The sequence below is a fragment of the Peribacillus sedimenti genome, from assembly GCF_046237635.1.
In the GTDB taxonomy this organism is placed as follows: Bacteria; Bacillota; Bacilli; order Bacillales; family DSM-1321; genus Peribacillus; species Peribacillus sedimenti.
Genome location: NZ_CP143547.1, coordinates 2,915,871 through 2,939,125, shown reverse-complemented (window position 1 = coordinate 2,939,125; position 23,255 = coordinate 2,915,871). Strand labels below are relative to the sequence as shown.

General features: G+C 40.9%; 25 protein-coding genes. 16 read left to right on the top strand and 9 right to left on the bottom strand.

Translation table 11 applies throughout. From position 1 onward, the window contains the following. Positions 1-39 precede the first annotated feature (39 nt). From V1500_RS14545 to V1500_RS14525, 5 genes are read left to right on the top strand one after another with little or no spacing between them, the layout of a single operon-like run. Complete coding sequence (locus V1500_RS14545) at positions 40-900, top strand: carbohydrate ABC transporter permease (protein ID WP_409300264.1); 861 nt, start codon at positions 40-42, stop codon at positions 898-900. An 11-nt stretch (positions 901-911) separates the two neighbouring features. Further along, positions 912-1,733, top strand: a complete 822-nt coding sequence (locus tag V1500_RS14540; protein ID WP_409300262.1) for a carbohydrate ABC transporter permease — start codon at positions 912-914, stop codon at positions 1,731-1,733. Between the two features lie 24 nt (positions 1,734-1,757). Then, positions 1,758-2,591 (top strand): MurR/RpiR family transcriptional regulator, encoded by an 834-nt coding sequence (locus tag V1500_RS14535; protein WP_409300261.1) that lies wholly within the window; start codon positions 1,758-1,760, stop codon positions 2,589-2,591. Between the two features lie 14 nt (positions 2,592-2,605). Next, positions 2,606-3,286 (top strand): N-acetylmannosamine-6-phosphate 2-epimerase, encoded by a 681-nt coding sequence (locus V1500_RS14530; RefSeq protein ID WP_409300259.1) that lies wholly within the window; start codon positions 2,606-2,608, stop codon positions 3,284-3,286. A 1-nt stretch (position 3,287) separates the two neighbouring features. Continuing rightward, positions 3,288-4,187, top strand: coding sequence for a BadF/BadG/BcrA/BcrD ATPase family protein (locus V1500_RS14525; RefSeq protein ID WP_409300257.1), 900 nt, complete (start codon positions 3,288-3,290; stop codon positions 4,185-4,187). Positions 4,188-5,300: 1,113 nt separating this feature from the next. Here the strand turns inward: V1500_RS14525 and V1500_RS14520 are convergent. The 6 genes from V1500_RS14520 to V1500_RS14495 form a co-directional block, all read right to left on the bottom strand. Continuing rightward, positions 5,301-5,891, bottom strand: a complete 591-nt coding sequence (locus V1500_RS14520; RefSeq protein ID WP_409300256.1) for a polysaccharide deacetylase family protein — start codon at positions 5,889-5,891, stop codon at positions 5,301-5,303. Positions 5,892-5,982: 91 nt separating this feature from the next. Next, positions 5,983-6,744: a phosphonate ABC transporter ATP-binding protein gene (phnC, locus tag V1500_RS14515; RefSeq protein ID WP_409300254.1), complete on the bottom strand. Its 762-nt coding sequence runs from the start codon at positions 6,742-6,744 to the stop codon at positions 5,983-5,985. 13 nt (positions 6,745-6,757) lie between these two features. Further along, complete coding sequence (gene phnE, locus V1500_RS14510; protein WP_409300252.1) at positions 6,758-7,513, bottom strand: phosphonate ABC transporter, permease protein PhnE; 756 nt, start codon at positions 7,511-7,513, stop codon at positions 6,758-6,760. An 11-nt stretch (positions 7,514-7,524) separates the two neighbouring features. Beyond that, positions 7,525-8,439, bottom strand: a complete 915-nt coding sequence (phnD, locus tag V1500_RS14505; protein ID WP_409300250.1) for a phosphate/phosphite/phosphonate ABC transporter substrate-binding protein — start codon at positions 8,437-8,439, stop codon at positions 7,525-7,527. A 99-nt stretch (positions 8,440-8,538) separates the two neighbouring features. Next, positions 8,539-9,591, bottom strand: a complete 1,053-nt coding sequence (gene selD / locus V1500_RS14500) for a selenide, water dikinase SelD (RefSeq protein WP_409300249.1) — start codon at positions 9,589-9,591, stop codon at positions 8,539-8,541. Between the two features lie 46 nt (positions 9,592-9,637). Beyond that, complete coding sequence (locus V1500_RS14495) at positions 9,638-10,657, bottom strand: glycosyltransferase family 4 protein (RefSeq protein ID WP_409300247.1); 1,020 nt, start codon at positions 10,655-10,657, stop codon at positions 9,638-9,640. A 153-nt stretch (positions 10,658-10,810) separates the two neighbouring features. On the opposite strand from V1500_RS14495, the gene V1500_RS14490 reads away from it, so the two are divergent. The 3 genes from V1500_RS14490 (at position 10,811) to V1500_RS14480 (ending at position 13,769) form a co-directional block, all read left to right on the top strand. Continuing rightward, positions 10,811-10,993, top strand: coding sequence for a hypothetical protein (locus V1500_RS14490; RefSeq protein WP_409300246.1), 183 nt, complete (start codon positions 10,811-10,813; stop codon positions 10,991-10,993). A gap of 134 nt (positions 10,994-11,127) precedes the next feature. Further along, positions 11,128-12,531: a pyridoxal phosphate-dependent decarboxylase family protein gene (locus V1500_RS14485; protein ID WP_409300244.1), complete on the top strand. Its 1,404-nt coding sequence runs from the start codon at positions 11,128-11,130 to the stop codon at positions 12,529-12,531. Between the two features lie 953 nt (positions 12,532-13,484). Next, positions 13,485-13,769 (top strand): DNA-binding protein, encoded by a 285-nt coding sequence (locus V1500_RS14480; protein WP_409300243.1) that lies wholly within the window; start codon positions 13,485-13,487, stop codon positions 13,767-13,769. 336 nt (positions 13,770-14,105) lie between these two features. Here the strand turns inward: V1500_RS14480 and V1500_RS14475 are convergent, their stop codons facing one another. Beyond that, positions 14,106-14,897 (bottom strand): hypothetical protein, encoded by a 792-nt coding sequence (locus V1500_RS14475; protein ID WP_409300241.1) that lies wholly within the window; start codon positions 14,895-14,897, stop codon positions 14,106-14,108. 246 nt (positions 14,898-15,143) lie between these two features. On the opposite strand from V1500_RS14475, the gene V1500_RS14470 reads away from it, so the two are divergent. From V1500_RS14470 to V1500_RS14440, 7 genes are all read left to right on the top strand, one after another. Then, entirely contained in the window at positions 15,144-15,635 is a 492-nt protein-coding gene (locus tag V1500_RS14470) for an SAM-dependent methyltransferase (protein WP_409300239.1), read from the top strand. An 84-nt stretch (positions 15,636-15,719) separates the two neighbouring features. Further along, a complete protein-coding gene (locus V1500_RS14465) occupies positions 15,720-15,968 on the top strand; it encodes a hypothetical protein (RefSeq protein WP_409300238.1) in 249 nt (82 codons plus the stop codon). A 236-nt stretch (positions 15,969-16,204) separates the two neighbouring features. Beyond that, positions 16,205-17,170, top strand: a complete 966-nt coding sequence (locus V1500_RS14460) for a zinc-binding alcohol dehydrogenase family protein (protein WP_409300236.1) — start codon at positions 16,205-16,207, stop codon at positions 17,168-17,170. Positions 17,171-17,249: 79 nt separating this feature from the next. Next, entirely contained in the window at positions 17,250-17,504 is a 255-nt protein-coding gene (locus V1500_RS14455; RefSeq protein ID WP_409300235.1) for a 6-phosphogluconolactonase, read from the top strand. 331 nt (positions 17,505-17,835) lie between these two features. Next, on the top strand, positions 17,836-18,471 hold the full coding sequence (locus V1500_RS14450; protein WP_409300234.1) for a VOC family protein: 636 nt from the start codon (positions 17,836-17,838) through the stop codon (positions 18,469-18,471). A gap of 465 nt (positions 18,472-18,936) precedes the next feature. Further along, a complete protein-coding gene (locus V1500_RS14445; protein WP_409300232.1) occupies positions 18,937-19,758 on the top strand; it encodes a methyl-accepting chemotaxis protein in 822 nt (273 codons plus the stop codon). Positions 19,759-20,373: 615 nt separating this feature from the next. Continuing rightward, complete coding sequence (locus tag V1500_RS14440) at positions 20,374-21,027, top strand: O-methyltransferase (protein WP_409306000.1); 654 nt, start codon at positions 20,374-20,376, stop codon at positions 21,025-21,027. A gap of 27 nt (positions 21,028-21,054) precedes the next feature. Here V1500_RS14440 and V1500_RS14435 read toward each other — a convergent pair whose 3' ends face one another. Together V1500_RS14435 and V1500_RS14430 are read right to left on the bottom strand one after the other, a co-directional pair. After that, the gene (locus tag V1500_RS14435; protein ID WP_409300230.1) at positions 21,055-21,378 is read right to left on the bottom strand and encodes an antibiotic biosynthesis monooxygenase; all 324 of its coding nucleotides are present in this window, start codon (positions 21,376-21,378) and stop codon (positions 21,055-21,057) included. 279 nt (positions 21,379-21,657) lie between these two features. Then, a complete protein-coding gene (locus V1500_RS14430) occupies positions 21,658-22,587 on the bottom strand; it encodes a DMT family transporter (RefSeq protein WP_409300228.1) in 930 nt (309 codons plus the stop codon). A 293-nt stretch (positions 22,588-22,880) separates the two neighbouring features. Here V1500_RS14430 and V1500_RS14425 point away from each other — a divergent pair, with 293 nt between their 5' ends. Beyond that, the gene (locus tag V1500_RS14425) at positions 22,881-23,015 is read left to right on the top strand and encodes a hypothetical protein (RefSeq protein ID WP_409300226.1); all 135 of its coding nucleotides are present in this window, start codon (positions 22,881-22,883) and stop codon (positions 23,013-23,015) included. Positions 23,016-23,255 lie beyond the last annotated feature (240 nt).

The following is a 23,255-nucleotide window of genomic DNA, read 5'->3' as shown; positions in this document are numbered from 1 at the left end:
TGGCTCCCTCTTTTCATATGATGCAGGGGGGTGAATAATATGTACAAAAAAGAAAAATGGGCCAAGTGGGTGTTCGCATCGCCATTGATTGTCTTCCTTATCATTCTCGTCCTGTTTCCTGCGCTGTATGGTGTGTACACCAGTACCCAAAGTATGACCCTTCAAAGTGAAGTGACTGAGTGGATTTGGCTGGATAACTATTTAAACGTTCTAAAGGGGACAGCATTTTGGGAAGCGATGTCGTTTACGGTCAAGTTTACAGTTATTACTACCATAATTGAACTGGCGTGCGGATTTCTTCTAGCTCTTTTGTTTGATCGGGTGTTCCCGGGGAAACGAATTGTCCTATCTTTCATTCTCATCCCAATCATGGTTGCACCAAGCTTAATGGGAATCATGCTTCGCCTAATGCTGAACGAAAATATTGGGGTGGCTACTTATTTCTTGGATGCCATTGGGATTACGGTAAACCTGTTCGATACGAAAAGCGTAGTCCCGCTTCTAATAGCGTTGGATGTTCTACAATGGATCCCGTTCACGTTCCTTATTATATACGCCGGGCTTCAGACCGTTGATACCGGATTGTATGAAGCTGCAAGTGTGGATGGAGCAGGATACTGGACGACAATTTTTCGGGTTATTCTTCCAGTTGTCTCTCCTATTCTTTTAGTCGCAGCATTCCTTAGAGGAATTGATGCGTTCCGCACGTTTGATGTCATTTATGTGCTAACCAATGGAGGACCGGGAAGCTCAACAACTACAGCTAGTATCTTTATCTATAAGACGGCGTTCAAGGAAGGGAATATTGGTGAGGCAGCGGCGGCATCAATCCTTATTTCTGGGATGCTTCTTATTCTATTTTCCGTATTATTGAAGCGTCTAGCCATTCGGACAAGATAGGGGGGATTTGCGTGAAACGAAAAAAAGGCTGGACGGTTACCGGAATCGTACTGGTTATTGCTTTATTTTTGAACATCCCGCTTTTGAATACGATCCTAACCAGTCTTAAGACGGAAGGGGACATCTCATCCAGTCCCCCAAAATTTGTCTTCTCACCGACCATGGAGCATTTTGAAAACGTGTTGTATGCGGCAGGATACAATTTCCCAAAATTTTTGCTGAACTCAATCTTGCTTTCCGTTTCAACGAGTATCCTCGTAATACTAATTACACTGCCTAGCGCATACTCGATCGTTCGTCTAGGGTTCGGTACCAAACGCCTGATGCCATTAGCGACTGGAATCCGTCTGTTCCCACCGATTATCTTCGCTATTCCTTATTATATGATGTTCCAGGCGGTGGGGCTGTTAGACACGGTGACGGGACTTGTCCTGATAAATATTTTCCTGAATATTCCTCTGGCTCTTCTTATCATGATTGGGTTTTTACAGGAAATCCCTAAGGAGATTGAGGAATCAGCCGTGATGGATGGGGCAAGTGTGTTCCAAATCCTATGGCGCATAATAATGCCCCTCATGGGACCAGGCGTAGCAAGTGTAGGTATTTTAACTTTCATCTTTTCCTGGAATGATTACCTGTTTGCTGTGATTATTGCGCTCAGTGAGGCGACACCGGTCACCCTCGGAGCCACTATGTTCATTACAAGCTGGGGGATCAAGTGGGGGGACATATCTGCTGCGACGGTTCTTAGCATCTTGCCACCACTTTTGTTTACGTTCTTTGCTCAGAAGTACCTCGTCAAAGGACTTTCGGCTGGAAGTGTAAAGGGATAAAAATACATGAAGGATGGGATAGGTATGAATACGACAACCATCAATCTATTATCTGAGATCCGTAGTCTCTATCCGAATCTCACCAAAACAGAACAAAAGGTAGCCAATATTGTACTTGAAGAAGCCCAAGGGGTCATGTATGGATCAATAACTGATCTTGCAGAAAAAGCAGAGGTCGGTGAGACAAGTGTCCTTCGGTTTTGCAGGAGGATTCACTACAAAGGGTTCCAGGATTTCAAAATCGCACTTGCCCAGTCAATTTCATCCCAGGCAGAACCGTTAGTTGAGGAAGTGAATATCATACAAAGCCTTGCTCGTAAAAACATGGAGCTTATACAGGATGCAACACGCCTCTTAAAGGAATCGGAATTAAGAAGAGCGGTGGAATTCATAACCAAGGCGAATCGAATTCTCCTTTTTGGAGTCGGTTCTTCGGGTTCAACAGCTCAGAATGCTCATTATCGTTTTATCCGTCTTGGTCTTCCTGTCGAGAGCATCACCGACAGTCATCTCGGTTCAGTTAAGGCTGCTCTGCTTGGTACGAACGATGTAATGATCGTAATATCCGTATCCGGAAGTACTGTGGATACAGTGGATGTCGCGCAAGCAGCAAAGAAAAATGGAGCCACGGTCATTTGTATCACCGGACATGGAAAGTCACCTGCTGCCAAAGAGGCGGACATCCTTTTTTTGAGTCCATCAAGGGTAAAACCGACTGAGGGAAGTTCCTTTAGCTCGATCATTTCCCAATTGCATATCTTAGATATTCTATTCCAGTCAGTATCGGAGCAGATGGGTAATGAGGCAGAAAGGATGATGGAGTGGACGGCAAAGGCGAGTAGCCGAAAACTATACTAAAGGAGTGGGCATACATGAATTTAGAACGGTTGAAACATGGAGTAGTGGTTTCATGCCAGGCGCGGGTTGACCACCCATTGAATGATCCCCATATACTTACACGGATGGCCCTGGCCGCTGAAATGGGGGGAGCGGCAGCTATCCGTGCCGACCACCCAGATAACATCCGGTTAATTAAGGAACGGGTGAAAATTCCAGTGATTGGTATATATAAGGTGCCCACAACGATTAAAGGACGCTATTTCATCACCCCGACGTTTGACCATGCAAAGAGAATTGTTGAGGCAGGGGCAGACATAGTTGCAATTGAAGCAACGTCACAATTCCAGCCAAGTAACAAAATGCTCGAGCAACTTATCCGAAGCATCCATTCCCAACTTGGGGTACCAGTTATGGCTGACATTTCAACCGTAGAGGAAGGGGAAAGGGCATGGGGGATGGGGGCGGATTTTGTCGCTACCACTCTTTCAGGCTATACAGAGGAGAGCAATAACCGTCCAAAACCAGATTTCCCTTTAATCAAATCCCTAGTGGAAAGAGGTATCCGCAGTGTGTGTGAGGGGCATATTCGTACACCTGAGGACACAAAAAGGGCGTTCGAACAAGGTGCTCACTTTGTTGTTATTGGAACTGCAATCACTGATCCCGTTTCCATCACCAGCTGGCATGTTCACCTAGGAAGATCGGAGGGATAAAATGAGGTTTGTAGCAGTAGATTGTGGCCAAACCAAATCAGAAGTAACCGTCTTTGAGAAACGAGGAAAAATACGAACATGGTTTGAAAAACCGGTCCTTCATCCGGCAGCAGAAGGGGGCATGGAGTGTTTAGGCTACATCGTGACGAACGTGTTGACTGAACTGGTTTTGGACGGGGTGCAGAATATAAACATCTGTTTTTCGCTAAGTGGTTTTCATGGTGAGCATGAGATAGTGCAATACATAAGGAATATTGTAGACAAAATATTACCAGAAGTAAGCAATGTTTGGATAATTCCAGATTATCTGGGTAACTGGTTCTCAGTCACAGGAGGGAATCCAGGGATGGTAATTATAAGTGGCGGAGGGACAATAGCTTACGGGGAAAATGGAAAAGGTGAAAAACGCCGTCTTGGCGGATGGGGACATCTCCTTGGGGATGAGGGAAGCGGTTACTGGTTCGGGCTTCAAACGATCAAAGCTGTACTGCGAAGCATAAATGGTCTTACCCCCCCTACTATGCTTGTGGAGTCAGTGAAAGAGCGGCTTGGAACCTCTGATGAATTCGAGATTGCCCATCTTCTTTATTCTGGGAGGATTTCAGATGCTGATATTGCCCTTATTACTCCCTCTATGATCCAATCGGCTGAAAAAGGAGACGTTATTGCAAAGGAAATTTTGAAAAAAGGTGTTGCCCACCTTGTGGAGCTGGCCGAAAACATGACACGTCAACTTGGAACAATTCCTATTCATGCATCAGGTGGAGTATTTCGATCGCCTTTTATCCAGATTGAATTTAACAAACAGATGGAGACTAAGGGATTGATTCGTCCTTCCATCAAGGCTGTTAAGCCTGAAGAGGGTATTCTTCGTTATATGAAAACAAATATTGTAGACTGAAATCCTCTTCTGCGTCACAGGATTTTTGATTGTTACCCGTGGAAAAGAAAAAGAAAAAAACGAATGTGTACCGGAATAACGGATATGCGTAAGTAATAAATCATTTGTACTCTTTCCGATATACGCTTTATACTATTATAACTATCTATACGTTTTCCCTTTGGGTAGTGGGTTACAATGGTGCGTAGTCAATAAGCTTGACCAAGTAGCTGATAACAGCTTGGGATTTTTGCTTTTAATAAATTGAAATACGTTTAATCCCTGTACTGAGCCGGTATAGCGGCATGTGTTATATATCGAATGCCTTTATAAAGAAGATTCAGCAATGTGGGTTACCTAATACATAGTGAAAAACTTCTACACACGGTTGATTTCAAACAATAAAAACCTATTCGAGGGAATATTATGGCCATTACACCATTTGATATGACCACTGCAATCCTCGCCTTACTATTTGCTGCCCAGCCAAAGGTATTAGAGTTATGAGTTTAATTGCTGTTACAATTGTGACGACACTGATAACTGATTTAGTTATGCTTCTGACGTTGCTGAAAAACTGGATCATAAATTAAAGAAAAATTAGTCTTGATGTTTTTGGAGCTTGCGGCGAAGATATAGCGGTTAAAACAGGGAAACAGGTATGATGCGGGGAAACTGTGGGTTCATTTGGAATGAAGGTATAAGGTATCAGACCAATTTCTGACTAAAAACTTTGAGCGAATTATCAAGCTTATATTAGAAAAAGGAAAATAAAACAGGTAGGGCCTTGGACGAAAAAAGATCAAGAACCTACCTGTCTTTTGGAAAAAACTAAAACTCCTGCGTGAGTTCATGAGATTATTTATTAAAATCTGGCTGTATCCTTGACAGGAGGTCCCTTTTATTCAACATTTTATGGTCTTTGTTTGCTTGCAGCGAGTTTCTTGTAAAATCACATACAGATTTAACATAGGCTCTGAGAGCAATATTTTAAGGTGTTATCGCGGCAACAGATTAATTCAAATGTCATAACAACCTCAAGTTAATAATGCTGCAAATCAAACTATAGCTATCTATCCTAATTCGCTGCGATATCTTTTATAACGATTAATTTTAAGCTATATAAGTCGCCATTTATATCCGGGTAAAGTGGTAGCCTTTAGCCCGTATTTCCTCAATCAATTCAGGCAACACATCAAGTGTCTGCTGCAGTTCATGCAAAAGGATAATAGCACCTTCTTCCAGGTTTTCTATCACGTTCGTAATGATTTGCTGCGGGTCGCATTTAAGTTCCCAATCCATTGATGAAATCTTCCACATAACAGGAGTTATGTTTAATGCTTTTGCAGCTAAGATTGTATCATTATTGAATTGGCCAAACGGCGGCCGAAAGTATTTTACTTTCTGTCCTGTTATATCTTCAATGCTCTTTATGCTATTGGCGATATCCTGGTATTGCTCTTCGTAGGATAGGGCCGTTAAGTTCCGGTGTTTCATCGAATGGGTGCCGATTTGATGCCCTTCGCTTAATACTCTTTCCCATGGCCTTTTTCGATGAAGCAATCGGGATTGCCAGAAGAAGGCGGCGGGGATGTTTTCTGCCTGTAACACATCAAGTATTTGCGGCAGGACTTTGCTCGGGCCATCATCAAATGTTAATGCCACTGACTTTTTCTGTGGTGAATCCACAGTAGTGAGTACATTGGAATCCGTAGAATCGTACACGATTCTTTCGTCTGTAACTACTCATGGACTCTTCATATTCAGGACTCCCTTATCATTTTATTCCATATTTGCGGACAACAGCAAAAGGGGTTTAACGACTAAGCACGGTTTTTTTATCAGCTCCGTACGTTTCATCGTACAGGTCTTCTGTAAAATCGCCGGGTTTGCCATCAAAGATCAGCTTTCCGTTTTTTAAGGCGATAATCCTGGTCGCATATCGCTTTGCTAATGTTACATCATGAACATTAATCAGGGTCAGTAACTGATGGCGTTCATGTAATTCTTTCAGCAATGAAAAGATGTGATTAGACGTCCCCGGATCCAGACTTGCGACAGGCTCGTCACCGAGAAACACTCTCGGTTGTTGGATCAAAGCCCGGGCAATGCCGACCCTTTGTTTTTGGCCGCCGCTTAAACGTTCGACTCTGCGTTCTGCGAAATCAGTTAGTCCAACATCATCGATTACTTGTTTGGCCTGCTCAATTTCTTCTTTTGTAAACCAGCCAATCAAGTTCTTAAACGTATTGCGATAACCGAACATACCTGTCAGGACATTTTGGATAACGGTAAGGCGGGGGACCAGGTTATAATGCTGAAAGATCATTCCCATTTCCCGGCGTACATGCCGTTTTTGTTCCTCATTCTTTTTTGACAATGCCTGACCATTCCAATATATTTCCCCTTCGCTGGGTTTTTGTAAACCGTTCATGCAGCGAATCAGTGTCGACTTGCCTGCACCGCTTTTTCCTAATATGCAGACAAATTCGCCCTCGTTAAATGTAAGGTTGATCGACGATAGGGCAGGGTGATTCGTTCCTGGATATTTTACAGATACATTCCTCAACTCTATCATTACGCTGCCTCCTTTAAATAACTCTATTTCTGACATAACTGCCGAACAGGTCAACGGCCACAACGATAATCATAATGACTAGTACATCAAGGGATACCGCAGAGTATTGAAACGTTTTAAAATCGTTAAATAGCCTTTGACCGATTCCTCCGCCCCCGATGAATCCCAATATTAAGGATGTGCGGATGGCGACTTCGAATCGATAGAAAAATTGAGATAATATATTGGGCCAAATTTGAGGGAGGATGCTGAAAAGGGAGGCAAACCAACTTTTTGCACCTACCGCTCTCATTGCCTCCTGCGGACCAGGGTCGGCAGCCTCAACTAATTCTGATATCAATTTCCCTAGAACACCGATATTGTGGAACATAATCGCCAAAACAGCAGGGAAGGGGCCAAGCCCCAATGCTGTTAATAGAATTAAGCCAAACACAATTTCAGGAACGGAGCGAACAAAGCTTAGCACCACTCTTGATATGTGATATACCACAGTAGATGGCGATGTATTCCGTGCAGCAATAAAGCTGGCAGGAAGGGCAATAATCAGTCCAAAAATACTGCCCAGGAATGCGATTGCCAATGTTTCAAAACTTTCGCGCACCATTCTAGGCAGCGCCGTGGTATCCATCGGAAACCATTGTGACAGGAAGTCAATCATGTTCCGGAAATCCCTGAACTTGGTAAGATCGAATTCTGTCAGTTTCATGCTGATGTATATTGCTGCAGCCAGCAAAATAATAGTAAAAATACTGCGACGTTTAAACCACATGGCGTTCAGCTCTATTCTTTAATGATTCCCTGTTTGATGGCAGCTTGTCTGATACTCTCGTAGTCTTTATTGGAAGCATCTGTGAATCCAGTTGCGCCAAATGCGCCCAAAATATCTTTGTCATCGATTGCCTTAAATGTTTCTTTCAGTGTTTTGATTGTGTCTTTGTCGGTATCCTTATGAACAGCCCAGGGGTATTGGAATAATTTCTCTGATTTCCAGATTGTTTTAATCTGCTTTTCATCGACTTTCCCAGACTCAACCAGCTGGTTGTAAATGGCGCTGTCGATTGCTCCCGCGTCAACTTGCTTATTTTGGACTGCTAAAGCTGTAGCATCATGTGAACCTGTGAATCGTACGGTTTTAAATTTATTATCATCTTCAGATTGGTAAACGCCTCTGTCTTTCAATTCGATCGACGGAATAAGGGAACCAGAAGTGGAGTTAATATCACCGAATGCAAAATTAATTTTTGCAGGGTTCTTCAACAGGTCATCAAGCGAATTGTAAGGATTGTCTTTATGCGTGATGATATAGGAATGGTAAAAAGGTTCGCCTTCGATTAGCTGGGTGATGATCGCCTCGGCTCCGCTTTTCTCATGTGCGACAACATATGTCAAAGGACCGAAGTAGGCCATATCGATTTTGTCGTAGTTCATCGCTTCGACAACACCGTTATAATCCGGGTACACTTCAACTTTCACATCACGATTTAGCTTGTCTGACAACAGGGTTTGCAGTTTATCCATGGCACCTTCCATGGCACCTTCTGTTTGTACAGGAATCACTCCAATTGTAAAGGCCTCGGACGTTCCTTCATTCTTTTTCTCTCCACTGTTGTTTTCTTCCGTTTTATTATTGTCGCCGCAAGCCGCTAACATGACTATAAGACAAAGTGTTAATGCAAAACCTAGCCACTTTTTCATTCTTTCACCTCATTTAGTTAATAGCAAATCAAGTTGTGTTAAGGGTGTTCTCAGGCAATAAAAATGTATTTCGTAAAAAAGGACTCTAATCGAGTCCTTTTAGATTACTTTTATACGTCCCGGCATCTCGGCCGTTACCTCACCTATAATAGAAGAAGTTACGTTTTTCTCAAGCAGGGTGCGCTGCAGGGCTTCAGCCTCAGCTTCAGGTACAGAAATAAGGAGCCCGCCTGAAGTAATCGCATCGCAAAGGATTAGTTGATCGATTTCACTAATACCAGCATCATATTCAATTCTTTCGGCTAGCCATTTATGGTTCTTTCTCGTACCACCTGGAATGATATTTTTCTCCGCAAGCTCTTTTGTTCTAGGTAGAACCTGAACGTCCTTGCTGTTAATCGTGACGCCGACATTGCTTCCTTCGGCTAATTCAATGGCATGGCCGAGCAATCCAAAACCAGTCACGTCCGTACATGCGTTTACGTTAAAGCCTTCCATGGACTCGGCTGCATTTTTGTTTAATGTCGCCATTACGTCCATTACTCTGTCTATGTCTTCTTGGCCAAGCAGGTTGTTTTTGATCGCTGTTGTAAGGATGCCAACACCGATTGGTTTCGTAAGTATCAGTCGGTCGCCAGGTTTAGCACCAGCGTTTGATAGCACTTTATCAGGATGAACGGTTCCAGTAACGGATAAACCGAACTTTGGCTCCTGATCATCAATGGAGTGCCCTCCGACTAAGGCAGCACCGGATTCTCTAACCTTGTCTGCGGCACCGACTAAAATATCCGCTAAGATTTGCTTATCTAACGTACTGATTGGGAAGCCGACGATATTCATGACGGTCATTGGTTTTCCACCCATGGCATACACGTCACTCAATGAGTTTGCAGCTGCAATCTGGCCAAACATATATGGATCATCCACAATTGGAGTGAAGAAGTCCAATGTTTGCACTAGAGCGATGTCGTCGGTAATTTTATATACACCAGCATCATCGGAAGTATCCAGCCCGACAAGCAGGTTTGGATCAGGTGTTGCTTTCGGCAAATGACGCAGAACCTGCGTCAGGTCCTCAGGACCAATTTTGCATCCTCAGCCACCTTTTGTTGACAATGCAGTCAATTTAATGATTTCTTCTTTTTTTGACATCTTCTTTTCTCCTTTTTATCATTTGAGAAGCCAGGGGAGTTATGTCTTATTGGGAAACTTGTTCTCTATTTTGCTTTCGTATGCACTCATAAATATTTAGCAATATTTCCACTTCCGATGTATCAGAGTGATGTTTGGCAATATATTCTTGAGCTGCCCCTCCAAGTGTTTCTCTCAATTCGTTATTATTGACTAATCGCTCGGCATAATCAAGGAATTCGCTTTCGCCATTAAAGACGAGTCCAGTTTGTTCATGTGTGACAAGACTTAGATTCCCCTCATTGCTAGAAACTAGAACAGGTAATCCATAGCCCATTGCTTCTATGATCGAAGTAGATTGTCCTTCCGAATGTGATGTATTAAGCATCGCATCTCCATGCTTATAGACAGCACCCATTAGTGAGTGGGGAACTTGTCCAATGTATTGTACCCAATCCTTGTTCTTTTCAACGAGATCTTTGACGAGTTGGCCTTCGTCCTCTTCGATGATTGGCCCGACAATTAAAAGGCGAATATGTCCCGCTTTTTCATGGAGCCTCTCTAGCATATTGATCGCAAAAGGAATATTTTTTACTTTCCTTATTCCGGCAGGGAGGACAAACAGGAAGGTGTTTGCTTCTTTATCTATAGTCAATTTTGTGTCGTTAAGGTCGCTTATCCCTTGTGGAATAACGTAAATCCTGTCTGAGACAGCAGGAATTTCTTCGATCAATATTTGTTTCGCCTTCTCGTTAAATACGTGGACGGCCTTTGCCTCTGTCACGGATTGAATCACATCTGCACGTCTGGCATTATTAAATAAGTCATGGTTCAAATCGGTTCCTGTTATGGTAAGAACATAGGAATCGATCTTTTGTTCCAGTTTTTTCTTGAAGGTAAAAAAATGGTAGGCGTGGAAGCCATGAATGATATCGGCATTCGGAAGCTCCGTAATCATGTTGTCATCTGTTATCGAAATAATCTCTGTTTCTACACCCCGATTTTCCAGCTTATCCGCAATTCGCTGAACCGTAACGGTGTTCCCCCTGGGCTGGTGGAAATTAGGGGTTACTAAAGCAACTTTCATCTGGTCACTTCCCTTTAAAAAACTCTGTTTGAATCTAAGATGGGTGAAATGAGTATAATTTCACTTATTATACGCCAATTATCGCTAAATTTTTGGCTTTTGTCATATTTGGTGCCTGGAAAATGAAGCGGGGGAATGGAGGAAAATGTCTGAATGGAAAAATGGCTGTTCATTTGGTTTTTGAGTGTTTATATCGGGTCTGTAAAAATTACGATACTTGTCCAATCCATTCCCTTTGATTCATTTTTATTAATGAAGGAATTTACAAAAGACATAGCGAAATTATCCTGCATTAGTCATTTCGCCCAATATAGGATTAAAGGCAAACAGTTTTAAGAACGAGATTAATCGGATGTACTTGATTCCTTTTTTATGCTGATTTTAAATCAATTTTCATAAAGCACGATCTTAGAAGTGCTATACCTAGTCAAAAAGGGGAGTTTACTATCAATATCAAGGATTTGGCTGAATTGGCTTTTATCAATCCCAATGGTAATGATTTCGACCAATACAGGAAATTGGTTGATTCAGTAACTGAAAGCATGCTTGAGCACCTGACAGATGCATACAACAAAAGAACAGTCCCAATCCATGAAGTTTCTTTTATGGAATCTCTGCCTCGGATTGGCATTCCATCTGCACAAATAGTAGAAGGTTTACAGCGGGTTATAGAGCAATCCATCAATGTGGCGAATCCGAAATATATGGGCCATATGGACTCCGTACCTACATTAATCTCATGCGCAGGGGAATTTGTTAGCTCCTTGCTGAACAATAATATGTTGAGCATAGAGATGTCGCCAATCTTCTCGAAAATGGAGACTCAGGTCATCAAAGAAATTGCCAGCTTTTTTGGATACGATGAAAGCTCCGGCGGCGTCATGCTTAGTGGCGGGAGCCTGGCGAACCTGGAAGCCCTGGCGGTTGCTAGAAATCACGCTTTTTCGAGTCTGCACAAGGGCCTTCATTCGTTGGAGAAGCAGCCGGTCATTTTCACATCCGAGGCAGCACACACATCCATACAGAAAGCTGCCATGCTTCTTGGATTGGGCACGGATGCCGTCATCCCTATATCAGTCAATGAGGATTCACAGATGGATGTTAAGGATCTAGATCAACGGATCAGAAGTGCAAGTAAGGAAGGGAAAGCACCTTTTGCGATTGTCGCGACAGCAGGTACAACGGTAACGGGCAGTGTCGATCCAATACTGCAAATCTCTGAAATTGCAAGAAGGCACAATTTGTGGCTCCATGTGGACGCTGCATATGGAGGAGCCCTGATATTTTCGAATAAACACAAGAACTTGTTGAATGGCATAGAAAACGCAAATTCCATTACGTTTAATCCCCAGAAATGGATGTACATTGCCAAGACATGTGCCATGGTTTTGTTTAAAAATGGAGAAATATTAGAACAGAATTTCAGGATCACAGCGCCGTATATGAACGATACCGTCACTACGAATATCGGTGAGATCAGTGTCCAAGGTACCCGGCATGCGGAGATTTTAAAATTATGGCTATCGTTACAGCAAATAGGCACTGCTGGATATGGACAACTTATTGATCATGGGTTAAAGATGATGGAACTTTATAGAGATGAGATAAAAAGGCGTCCTTATCTCCAGCTTTCCAGCAAACCCCAAACGAATATAATCTGTTTCAGGGGAATTTCTGGTGGAGTACCGGAATCCTTAGACAATTGGAATTATAGGCTGCAGCAACATTTAATCCAGGAAGGTAATATATTTTTATCCTTGCCGACCTACAGGGGAAATAGGTGGCTTCGCGCTGTATTGCTTAATCCATTCTTAAACGAGGACATTATATTGGAAGTCTTTGATCATATTGATAATTTTTATAAACGGACATAAGAGTAAAAACGATACCTGGTATTAGTTCATGTGTAACCATCTGTTTTGTATGCATTCTCAATATATTAGCGTGTAAGAATTCAAAACGACACAAGGAATCAAACAAGTATGTAAATGATACATAATACTGAAATGGCCCGTAGTAGAATTTGAAAAAAATAACGTTGAAATTGGAGGATAGATATAGCTTAGCAGTATTTTTATAAATAAGATCGTTTAGATATGCAAATAATCAATGAGTAAGCAGGAGCTGTGTCCCATACCAATAAATAAAGCTCCTTATGGCAATTTCTCAGAGGGAGCCTACCAATTTTAGTTCATAATCAGTTTTACCGAATTGCTTTCCTTCTACCATCAGTTGAAAGGCTTCCTAAAATCTTTCAAAGGGATATAATTTGGATAAAAAGGGTTCAAGTTTGAATTTATCTATAAACGCTACTGCCCGTTTAAAATCATGATAATTATGGTCACCTGTTCCGATCAATGAGAGCTGCTTCTCCATAATCTTATGGAGTTCATGTCTCCTGCAGAAAAAGAGAAGCAGTTTTATAGACAGTACCGGGACCTGATCATATACGAAGACAAGCAGTTCATTTATATCGAACCTAGAATCAAATGACTGGTAAAATTCAGGAATTACACAAAAGCAGGGCTGTTCAGGATCCCTTCCTTTGTTGAATACTGTGGCTAAAAGTCTGCATATTGCAGGCTTTTTTATGGGAGAAATATAGCAGCGCTAAAATAAGCTTGTTCAGCTAGAGATTGTAGCTGATCATAGCAGGGGTGCAGCTCATGTTATGGAAGATAGTAGGGAGAAGGCCCATTTAGCCAAGAAAGCAAAAATAGTCCTAGGACTCATACAATAAAAACAGGTAAGATTGGAATATATGGAACTTTTTTCTAATTAAATCGTATTGAAAGTAACTGACTTAATTGAGAAGGAGATAAGAAAAATGGATATTAGCTTTTTTTGGATAGCTGTTGGGTTAGCGGCTTTTGGCTATTTTATAGGAGATGGATTAAAGAATTTCAAAAACCCTAAAGGGAGCCCATCCGTATATCCAACATTGATAAAGGAGTCCCAATTGCCTATGTATTTAAATTTAAGTAGAGAGGAAGTAACCGACCTTTTAAGAAAATATCCCGATGCGCCGAAAATAGAGTTAAACGGAACTGCATATTATCCGTATCAACGTTTTTTAGAATGGTTTTCTTCTGAAGATTTTTATAGGAAATGAATATTTCCATCGAGAAATTGGTCCGGGTGTTGAAGGTTTTGCGATTAAGATCTAAGGATTCCAGGAATTGTCTTGGTACATACAAAAATACTATTTGAAAATGAATAAACAGTAATGGCCTGTTAAAATGTAAAATGATTATAGTTTATTAAACAGGGAGATTCTAAAGATCATCACTCCATTATTCTTGCTTCTATAGGAGAGATAGTGAAATCTGAATTAAAAGTGTAACAGTTAGGGATATCCCATTTGTTGTTTGGGCAGCTTGTTATGGGGAGGACAAGTCCACCATTATATCCATACATAAATAGAAATTGGATAGCCACTGCCTGATCATTACCTTGAGTACCTATTATAAGGAGGCTCATCACCTGTTTCTCCGCCCAGGTTTCCCGAACTTCCGCGTCCGACTTCATAGGAGGAATGCCAAGTTCCTTTGTCCCCGTCCTTCTCCCATTTCTCTGTGAAGGTGACCACATATTTTTCTTTTCCGATTTTCTTTGCGGAAGTTTCTCTTTCTACCTGGTATCCTTCTATTGTTCCGTGCCATTTCCCAATTTTCTTCGGGAACAGATCATCTTCTGCGGTTCCTGAACCAGAAGTCGCAAATGCAACCGCATCGTGTTTCGTAAAAGGGGGTTCAGGCGCTGAAATAATCGTATAGTATCCCCATAGCAGACTAAGAATAAGTACTGGAATTAGATAAAACATCTTAATGTCGTTTTGTTCTTCCATCCGTTTATATACCCATCTATCGATACAAGCATACAACAAGGCGGCAGCCATGCCGTAAAACGCTAATGCTGTTTCTCTAAAAATAAATCCATTGGCTAATCCAAATACCCCATGCAACCCAACATATAACCGTACATGATTATTCGACCATCTGTTTTTAATATATTCCAATCCTAGAGATACTAAATTCCCATACACCAATACTATTGTTCCAATGTACATCACATAAATCGCAGACCATGCTAAAAAAGAACTTCCCTGGTGATATTTATTGTGATCTGCATCATTGGCTTGTGATATGTATAATGCCCCCAGGATAAATGATGGGATGATAGTTGTGACAAAGGTTGCGGTAATTTTTCTTGCTATGAGATCCGACCAGTCTTTATTCATATATCCCATCCTCACTAGAATTCTTTAAATTCATTATTATATTTGTTTACTTCAAATATCAACAGACTCTTAGCGTAAAAATTGTCTTAGGTTTTGTATTCATTTGCTGTGGCCTTTTTTCTGGTTGAAGCGAACAGGGGGGAAGTTAGGTAAAGCAGGAAAACTGTCATTGCTGAAGAATTATGTATAAGTCAGCCTGACGCTTTCAAAAATAAAAAAAGATTGATAGGGAGACAGGGAACTAAAATGACATCAATTGAACTAAACGGAAAAACAGCAGCATTTCTATCGACATATAAGCTATTCGAAACAGATGAAATACAGCAAGTCCAGTTGCAGCATCGAATGGATTTAGTGGAAGCATTCGGGATTGAAACAGGAATGAGTGTATTGGAAATCGGCTGCGGCCAGGGAGATACAACAGCAGCCCTGGCAGATGCAGTTGGAGAAAAAGGAAAAGTTATTGCCATTGATATTGCCAGTCGGGATTACGGCTCTCCGTTGACGTTAGGCCAGGCAACAGACATCATCAAGAAGTCTGTTTTGGGAGAACGAATTGCGTTTCATTTTGAAACGGATTTTGATACATATGAATCCAGCGAGATATTTGATGTAGCAGTATTATCCCATTCCTCCTGGTACTTCAAGAAACCGGAAGATTTACTGCGCTATTTTCAAAAATTACGGGGAATGGCTAAATGTATATGCTTTGCAGAATGGGATCTTGATTTCACATAGATATCGCAGCGTGCCCATTTTTGTGCGGCTTCCATATTGGCGTTGTACTCGAATTTTGTAGCAAACGATGGGAATATTCAAAACTTGTTTCATAAAGCACAAATTCAAGAGTTGATTGAAAAAGCAGATTTTCAAATCTTTAAACAAGTTATAGTCGATGCAACATACTTACAAGACGCAAAGTGGGAAAAGAGTTATGCCAATAGCATACGTAAAGAATTTGCCGGTGCTCCCGCTATGATACAAACATTGGTCTCCAGCTATTATGAGCTGATGAATGCTTCCAGTCATCAGGAGCAGTCATTAAACAGTTTCGTTCTTTGTGCAAGGTAATTTCAGGGGTAAAGTTCCCTGCAATAATAAGTTTGCCGCCAAAAGGGCGGTTTCTTCTTTTTTAGCTAAAGTGGCTGCATTCTGCATGCAGACTCATCAGCAGTACAACCTGGCAGTAGGAGAGATCTGAAGCTAGCAACACTTGGCCAGGGATTTGAAATGATATAACTTGTCTGGAAACCCATGTAGCTATATGTAAAAAACAGAATAAGATCGAAGTTTAGGAGATGAAAAAAATGAAGGCTGTAGTGCAAACCGAATATGGTGACGCAAGTGTTCTTTCATACTCGGATATTGAGATACCGAAAATAAGAGACAATCAATGTTTAATAAAAGCAGCTTACACGAGTGTGAATTATGCGGATATCAAAGCCCGAAATGGAAATAAAGGAAAGGCGAGATTTCCTTTAATATTGGGTTTGGATGCTGCGGGCATAGTTGTAGAAGCTGGACCGGACTCTTCTTTTTCCGCAGGAGATCGTGTGATTGCCTTTCCTAAAGGTGGTTCATATGCAGAATATGTGGTTGCAAATGAAAATTTAATGTATAAAATCCCGGACAGCTTACCATTTGAACAGGCTGCTGCGATGCCAACTGTATCAATCTTATCGTATATACTTTTACATGAAATCGGACAAGTACAAAAATCAGATGCCATTGTTATACACAGTGCTGCTGGCGGGGTCGGTTCAATGCTCGTGCAATTGGCAAAACTGGCTGGAGTCCAAAAAATTATAGGAACCGTCGGCAGTGCAGATAAAGTAAATTATGTGGAGAAATTAGGGGCTGATGTTGCATGCACATATGAAACATTTACACAGGAAGTTTTGACGCAAACAAATAACAAAGGGGCAAATGTTATCTTCGATTCAGTCGCTGGTGATGTTACAAGCAAGAGTTTAGATTGCTTAGCATTATATGGCACTCTTGTACAATTTGGTAACAGCAGCGGTTTAGCTGGTACTTTTACGACAAGTGATGTCCATAGCAGCTGCCGAAATATAAAGGGTTTCAGCCTGGGTACGACAAGACAGCATGATCCAGAACGATTGGCACCTGTAGCAAAAAAAGCTATACAACTATTTGCATCCAACCAGGTTACGCTACCGATCGCTCAAATCTTTCATTTAAGTGAGGCGGCGGAAGCGCATAAGTTAATTGAAAGCCGCAAATATGAAGGGAAAGTTTTGCTGAGAGTTTAAGAATACGAGTATTGTTGAGATTTCCTCTTGATTTTCAAGAACTCGGTGTGAAGGAATACGAATACGACATTTAGTCAATTTGGATGAAACGACTCAGACCGTTGGGCAAAAATATTTCAGCACGACAATGTCACTTGAAAAAGGCATTACCCTTGGGATAAAGACAATCCTTCAAGCAAAGCAAGTGATCCTGATGGCAGATGGGAAGAAGAAGGCGGACATCATTGAAAAGACGGTGAAGGGACCTGTGACAAATAAAGTACCATCATCTGTACTGAAAGAGCATAGAAATGCTGAGCTTATGGTCGATGCGGAGGCGGCTTCTAAACTATAGACTTGTGTTTATGGATAAAGGGTTGGAAGAAATGCTGCACTTTTCAGTAAAAACTTCTATCAGCTAGTATCATTTAAACTTATATTATGGTAAAAACCAAAATCCTGTGGCCAACAATAAAATTTTTGTTGGCTTTTTTTAGTTGGGAAGATTGCAGTTTTCTTATAAAGGAAAAAGTATCCGGGATCATACTATATAGTAGTTGATTTTTATAAGCCTAAAGCAGTAGAAAAGATGATGAATTATACTGAAGAAAAACATATCTTTTTCATTTAGTATGTATCGTATAAACGCAGTCAGCGGATTTCTTTTTAAAGGGAGGAGAAAAATAATGAAAATATTTAGTATCAAGATTTCAGCAAGTAATTTAGAAAGAATGAAAGAATTCTACACAGATGATTTAGAATGCGTCTTAATGGATGAAAGCCCTGACTCATTTACCTGTCAGGCACGGAATACAACCATCACCTTTGAAAGATCAACGGAAAATGCGCTTTATCATCTTTGTTTTAGAACGGATAGTCATAATTTTGACCACTTTTACAAAAAGCTTGAGGATCAAGATAACCTCATTCCTAATAAAAATGGACAAACGCTAATGTTTTGGGAGGGAAAGCAATGTTACTTTTACGACCCTGATGGAAACATCTTAGAGATCATTGAACGAAACGTTCCTGTGGAGAAGGGTTTATATGATGTTTCAGAGGTGGGTATGCCTACAGAAGATATCCGAAGTCTCCAAAATGAGCTGCCATTTTTGTATGATCGTTATAAAGGTGATGATGAGATCTTTACTTTCTTCGGTGATGAAAGGGGTGTATTTGTTGTTGTCAAAGTTGGACGCAACTGGTATCCAACGCAAAAACCAGCTGTTATTTCTCCTCTTACACTGTCTGTATCTGGTAAGGAAGACCGGACATATAAGCACACGGAGCTGCCTTACGTTATTCATGTTAAAAAAGAGTAGTACTTAGACCTGCATATCATTTTTCGTTAGTTTTTAATTGTGAAAAAGTAAAAAAATACCAATATAATATTTAAAAACTAGAAGGCATCGGAAATAAAGTGTTTGTATTCCGTTGGGTATCAAATTATAAGTAACCACAAAATATTGAGAAAGGTCTTTCTAATACTTGCGAAAGACCATTTTTTCATATGTAAAAATGATTAAAACATAAAATTGTGCATATTCCAACGCTACAAAATAGTTCCTTAATCTACAACAAATGAGCCATGCAAAGAGACTACTAGATACAATTAATTTTAATATTATGATGTTGACAATATTGCCCTGTATTGATATTTTGTAGTAATATAGTAATTTAACTTATATTAAAATAGAAAATCGAGAGCGGATAGATACATTTTTATTTACCATTATAAATGAAAATATGGGTGTATAGACTTATCAAGCTGTTTGGAGGTTTCATGAATGTTTAGTAAAGTTTCTTCTTTGGATTCTTTAATAGATGCTGTTCCAGTTATCAAAAGTTGTTTTCCGGTCGATTCATCAATAACAATCTCTGGATTGGAAAACGTCATCGCTGTTTTTCCAGGTGACAATATAAATCTCGGATTAAACGAAGGGGATGTACTGCCTGCTCAAACTCCGATCGCACAGGCCATGAGCCAGAAAAAAACGATTCTTGTGAATGTACCCGAGCATGTCTACGGATTTGAGTTCACAGCAAAGGCTCTTCCAATCTATGATTTATCAGGCAACCTGATCGGCGGGATGGGGATTGCGATGAAGCGTCAAACCGAATTGAGGAATATGGCGGATCAAATGTTGGATTCTTTAACCCAGGTGAATGAAGGCATGAGTAAAGTCTCACAAGGGGCGGTATCATTATCAGACTTCACTCAGCAGCTTATCGTGGAGTCACAGCACGTTACCGAGGATGTAAAAAAGTCCGGTGAAGTGCTTCAAATCATAAAGAAAATTGCTGAACAATCCAATTTATTAGGATTAAATGCTGCAATTGAAGCAGCACATGCAGGGGATAAAGGCAAAGGGTTTGGCATTGTCGCCAATGAAATCCGGAAACTTTCGAGTGAAACAGTAGCGTCGACCAATACCATCCGTGAGACATTGCAGCAGTCCCAGGCATCCACAGCTGAAATGGTGGATTCCATCCAGAAAATCAACTCTATAGGCTTGGATCAAGCATCTTCCATACAAAATATATCGGCTTTTATTGAAGAGCTGCAAAAGATGTCCGAAAAATTAAATCATTTTGCTGAAAAACTATAGTTTGAACAGGATGAACGAGACATTAATTAGGACAATAAATCGAAATTAAATATATGTGTAGCAGTTACTACAGTAAAAACATCCATAATGGGTGTTTTTATTTTTTGTTTTAAGCTAGATTCATATGAAGATGGTTCAGACTGTTTTGGCTAGGTTATCGATGCTGAGGCTATTACAAGCACTAAGGTAAAGGCTTTGTTGATAAAATTCCAGGAGACCAATCTGCTTGCCATTTAATTTTAGTGGTTCGCCGTTGATATCGGCAGTTTCAGCTCCTTGAAGTAGAGGTGTTTCCTTAAGCCGTCCGCTGGCGGCAGCGAGTACAATAAATATCCCCCTCAAAGCCAGTCCGAAAGCACATCCTTTTGGGACAAGCTTTTATCATTTTTTGGTTTATAGGGACAAGGTAACTCGGCAGGAAAAGGGAATCATCTAAACCTTTTCCTGCTTTGATATTTCTTTGCAGAGATGGACATCGTCCGGGTTAGCTAGTTTTAAATATAGCAACGGAGAGGAGGGATTATTTGGGTAATTGTTAGACTCTTAAAATAGTAATTAATGAAACCGTCCGATAAAATAAAGATAAACATAATAGACAAGGGGAAGAGGGCTATGATTAAAGAAATTAATCGATACATAGATACTATGTTCTCTGTGGAAGATGAAATTTTACAGGAAGTGCTTTCTTCCATAAAAGAGAATGGTATGCCGTCGATATCGGTATCGGCTTCATCAGGGAAGCTTCTTACCATGCTTGTATCCATTTCGGAGGCTAAAAATGTCCTGGAGATCGGGGCTCTTGGCGGTTATAGCGGGATTTGCCTTGAGCGCGGATTCAGTGAACAAGGCCATCTGACTTCCCTTGAATTGGAGGAGAGGTATGCACAGCTGGCACAGAACCATTTATCGAAAGCAGGGTTTGGAAACCAAGTAATTTATTTGACGGGACCGGCATTGAAAAACCTTGAAAAACTTGCAGAGGAACGCAGGCGCTTTGATTTTTTCTTTATAGATGCAGATAAAGATAATTATGAAAACTACCTGAAGTATTGTATTGAGCTTGCGAGACCGGGCGCTCTAATTGTTGCTGATAATGTTCTTGCTCACGGAAGTGTGGCAGATCCGAGTATACAATCCAAACGCTATGCGACCATGAAAAAATTCAATGAAACTGTAGCCAGCCATCCTAAGTTAGAATCTTTGCTTATCCCAATTGGTGATGGATTGACCGTCTCAAAAGTAAAAAAGATACCTGGTTCGCTTATTTAAAGGCTCCCGGTATCTTTTAGGTATGATTTACATTTGCGCTGGCTTCTTTTCGGCTTTTAATTCATACATGCCTACTTCAGTATTAAGGATGTATTCAGGCTTTGGCTGACCTCTGTTCGCTTTATGGGTAGCAATATGGGCGTCGCTTTTCTCCCACTGTTTCCAGTAGTCTTCAGATTCCCAGCGCACCAGGACGATGACTTCTTCTTCACCGCGGCGTACCTTTTTGACCAATATCTCAATACCTACAAACCCTTCCTGCTCTTCGATTATTCCTGGTTTGCTGAATCTTTGGACCACTTGCTCTGAGTTGCCTTCGGTTACTGTGATATTTCGGACTTGAACGAACATAATATAATCCCCCATCTTTTTTATATTTACATTATATAGTAAAAGCTGCTGCTTTACTTACTTTTCCGGCTCCTGATCTCTGTCTAGTTCGAGTTGAAAGTTCAGGAGGCGAATCCAGGCTCCAATCGGCGGCATGAGATCCTCCTCATCCGAGCAAGCGAAGCCGCCAAAGAAGTTTATACTAAAATCAAAACAGGATTTGTTAAGAACTGAAGTATGGAATTTTCAGATTGAAGAAGTGAAAAATCCCAATTAACTTCACTTGGGATTTTTTAAAGTCTACGCGATTATGTCCATTTTGCGGGTGTCGGTTATTTCTGGTTTGCTTACCGGTCCTTTTTTTTGTTGTCTGGTCAGGAAGAAGAAGACGCCGAACAGCACGAGTACGCCACCGGCCACTTGCCATGCTGATAATTGCTCACCAAGAATAAAGTAAGCCAAGATCGTTGACCCTACCGGTTCACCTAAAATACTCATTGAAATAGTCGTAGCATTAACATAATTTAGCAGCCAGTTATTGATAACATGGCTAATCGTTGGAACGGTGGCTAACAGAAGGAAAATAACCCATTCCTTCCCCGGATAATTTGTAAATTCTACGCCATTGAATAGATTGTAAAAGAAAAGAACGATGGTCGCAGAAAAAAACACGCAAAAGCTGTAAAGCCAGTGCGACAATTTTTTAACAATAGTTTGACCTATGAATAAATAACCTACGACGGCTATAACGCTAAAGAATGAAAGGAAATCCCCTTTTATCGCGTCCGCACTCAAGCCGAAATCTCCCCAGCCAATCATCATCGCTCCAATGATGGCAATGCCCATTGTAAGAAGCGCGGCTGCATTGGTTCTTTCTTTAAATAGAAAGAATCCGCCAATCAGCGACACCATTGGCTGTAAAGCAAGAATAATCGTCGAACTAGCGACCGTCGTGTACTTTAACGACCCAAACCAAAGAACAAAATGGCATGCTAAAAATATTCCTGAGAAGAACAGCAGAAATCCTGTTTTCTTACGCATTTGGATAAGTTCCTGCCGATTTTTCCAAACCATAGGAGTTAATAGTAAGCTAGCAAATAACATACGGTACATACTTAAAATAGAAGCTGGCGCATCGGACCATTTGACGAAAATCGCCGAAAATGAAATGGCGATAATCGAAATGGTAAGCGGCAAGCCGAACGATCTTGAATTTTCCCCTTGTTTCATTGTTAAATTCCTTTCTTCCTGTAAAGCCGTTTAAAATCCACGACCAAAAGTAGTGTCCATTAATGAACCATAGCCTCTTTTTCTCTAATATTGTTTGTATCATAGTATCATAATTGATGGAACCTAACTACCAATTATATCTGCAGCTTTCATTCATTATTCGCCACCGGTGGTGAGTGCCCGCGGGTGTCGTCAAGTACCAATGCGACATTATAATGTAAAAAATATTTTTCAGAGTATTATAGATATATGAAATCTATTATTTGAACTACATAGGAAAGGGGAATGTTTGAATGAAAGCATTTGTTCATGCTGGAAAAACTGGTATGGAAGGCCTCACCCTCATTGAGCTGGAAGATTTCACACCCGGGTCTGGGGAGGTTAGGGTAAGATTGAAAACAGCGGGGTTAAATCCAGACAGTTTCTGATGGTCATTTATTGTCCTTCCTGTCCTTCCTGCATTCGGCTACTTCCAAATTGAATGGTTTCGGACGCCATCTCTTTACGCGAATGAACGGCAGAGAAACCGGTTCTTCCAAGCTTTGTAAAATTATTACCTGGGCCACCGACAGATGGTTGCGGATAGATTGTAAAAATTTATTCCCATATTTTGGGTTATATAACTTATTCCATGATAAAGTTGCTTTTTCAGGTAGGAAAAGAAGTTT

Coding starts and splice junctions, on each gene's coding strand:
- V1500_RS14545 (WP_409300264.1), top strand. CDS start 40: ATGTACAAAAAAGAAAAATGGGCCAAGTGGGTGTTCGCATCGCCATTG.
- V1500_RS14535 (WP_409300261.1), top strand. CDS start 1,758: ATGAATACGACAACCATCAATCTATTATCTGAGATCCGTAGTCTCTAT.
- V1500_RS14530 (WP_409300259.1), top strand. CDS start 2,606: ATGAATTTAGAACGGTTGAAACATGGAGTAGTGGTTTCATGCCAGGCG.
- V1500_RS14525 (WP_409300257.1), top strand. CDS start 3,288: ATGAGGTTTGTAGCAGTAGATTGTGGCCAAACCAAATCAGAAGTAACC.
- phnC (WP_409300254.1), bottom strand. CDS start 6,744: ATGATAGAGTTGAGGAATGTATCTGTAAAATATCCAGGAACGAATCAC.
- phnE (WP_409300252.1), bottom strand. CDS start 7,513: ATGTGGTTTAAACGTCGCAGTATTTTTACTATTATTTTGCTGGCTGCA.
- phnD (WP_409300250.1), bottom strand. CDS start 8,439: ATGAAAAAGTGGCTAGGTTTTGCATTAACACTTTGTCTTATAGTCATG.
- V1500_RS14495 (WP_409300247.1), bottom strand. CDS start 10,657: ATGAAAGTTGCTTTAGTAACCCCTAATTTCCACCAGCCCAGGGGGAAC.
- V1500_RS14490 (WP_409300246.1), top strand. CDS start 10,811: ATGGAAAAATGGCTGTTCATTTGGTTTTTGAGTGTTTATATCGGGTCT.
- V1500_RS14480 (WP_409300243.1), top strand. CDS start 13,485: ATGGATATTAGCTTTTTTTGGATAGCTGTTGGGTTAGCGGCTTTTGGC.
- V1500_RS14475 (WP_409300241.1), bottom strand. CDS start 14,897: ATGAATAAAGACTGGTCGGATCTCATAGCAAGAAAAATTACCGCAACC.
- V1500_RS14470 (WP_409300239.1), top strand. CDS start 15,144: ATGACATCAATTGAACTAAACGGAAAAACAGCAGCATTTCTATCGACA.
- V1500_RS14460 (WP_409300236.1), top strand. CDS start 16,205: ATGAAGGCTGTAGTGCAAACCGAATATGGTGACGCAAGTGTTCTTTCA.
- V1500_RS14450 (WP_409300234.1), top strand. CDS start 17,836: ATGAAAATATTTAGTATCAAGATTTCAGCAAGTAATTTAGAAAGAATG.
- V1500_RS14445 (WP_409300232.1), top strand. CDS start 18,937: ATGTTTAGTAAAGTTTCTTCTTTGGATTCTTTAATAGATGCTGTTCCA.
- V1500_RS14435 (WP_409300230.1), bottom strand. CDS start 21,378: ATGTTCGTTCAAGTCCGAAATATCACAGTAACCGAAGGCAACTCAGAG.
- V1500_RS14430 (WP_409300228.1), bottom strand. CDS start 22,587: ATGAAACAAGGGGAAAATTCAAGATCGTTCGGCTTGCCGCTTACCATT.
- V1500_RS14425 (WP_409300226.1), top strand. CDS start 22,881: ATGAAAGCATTTGTTCATGCTGGAAAAACTGGTATGGAAGGCCTCACC.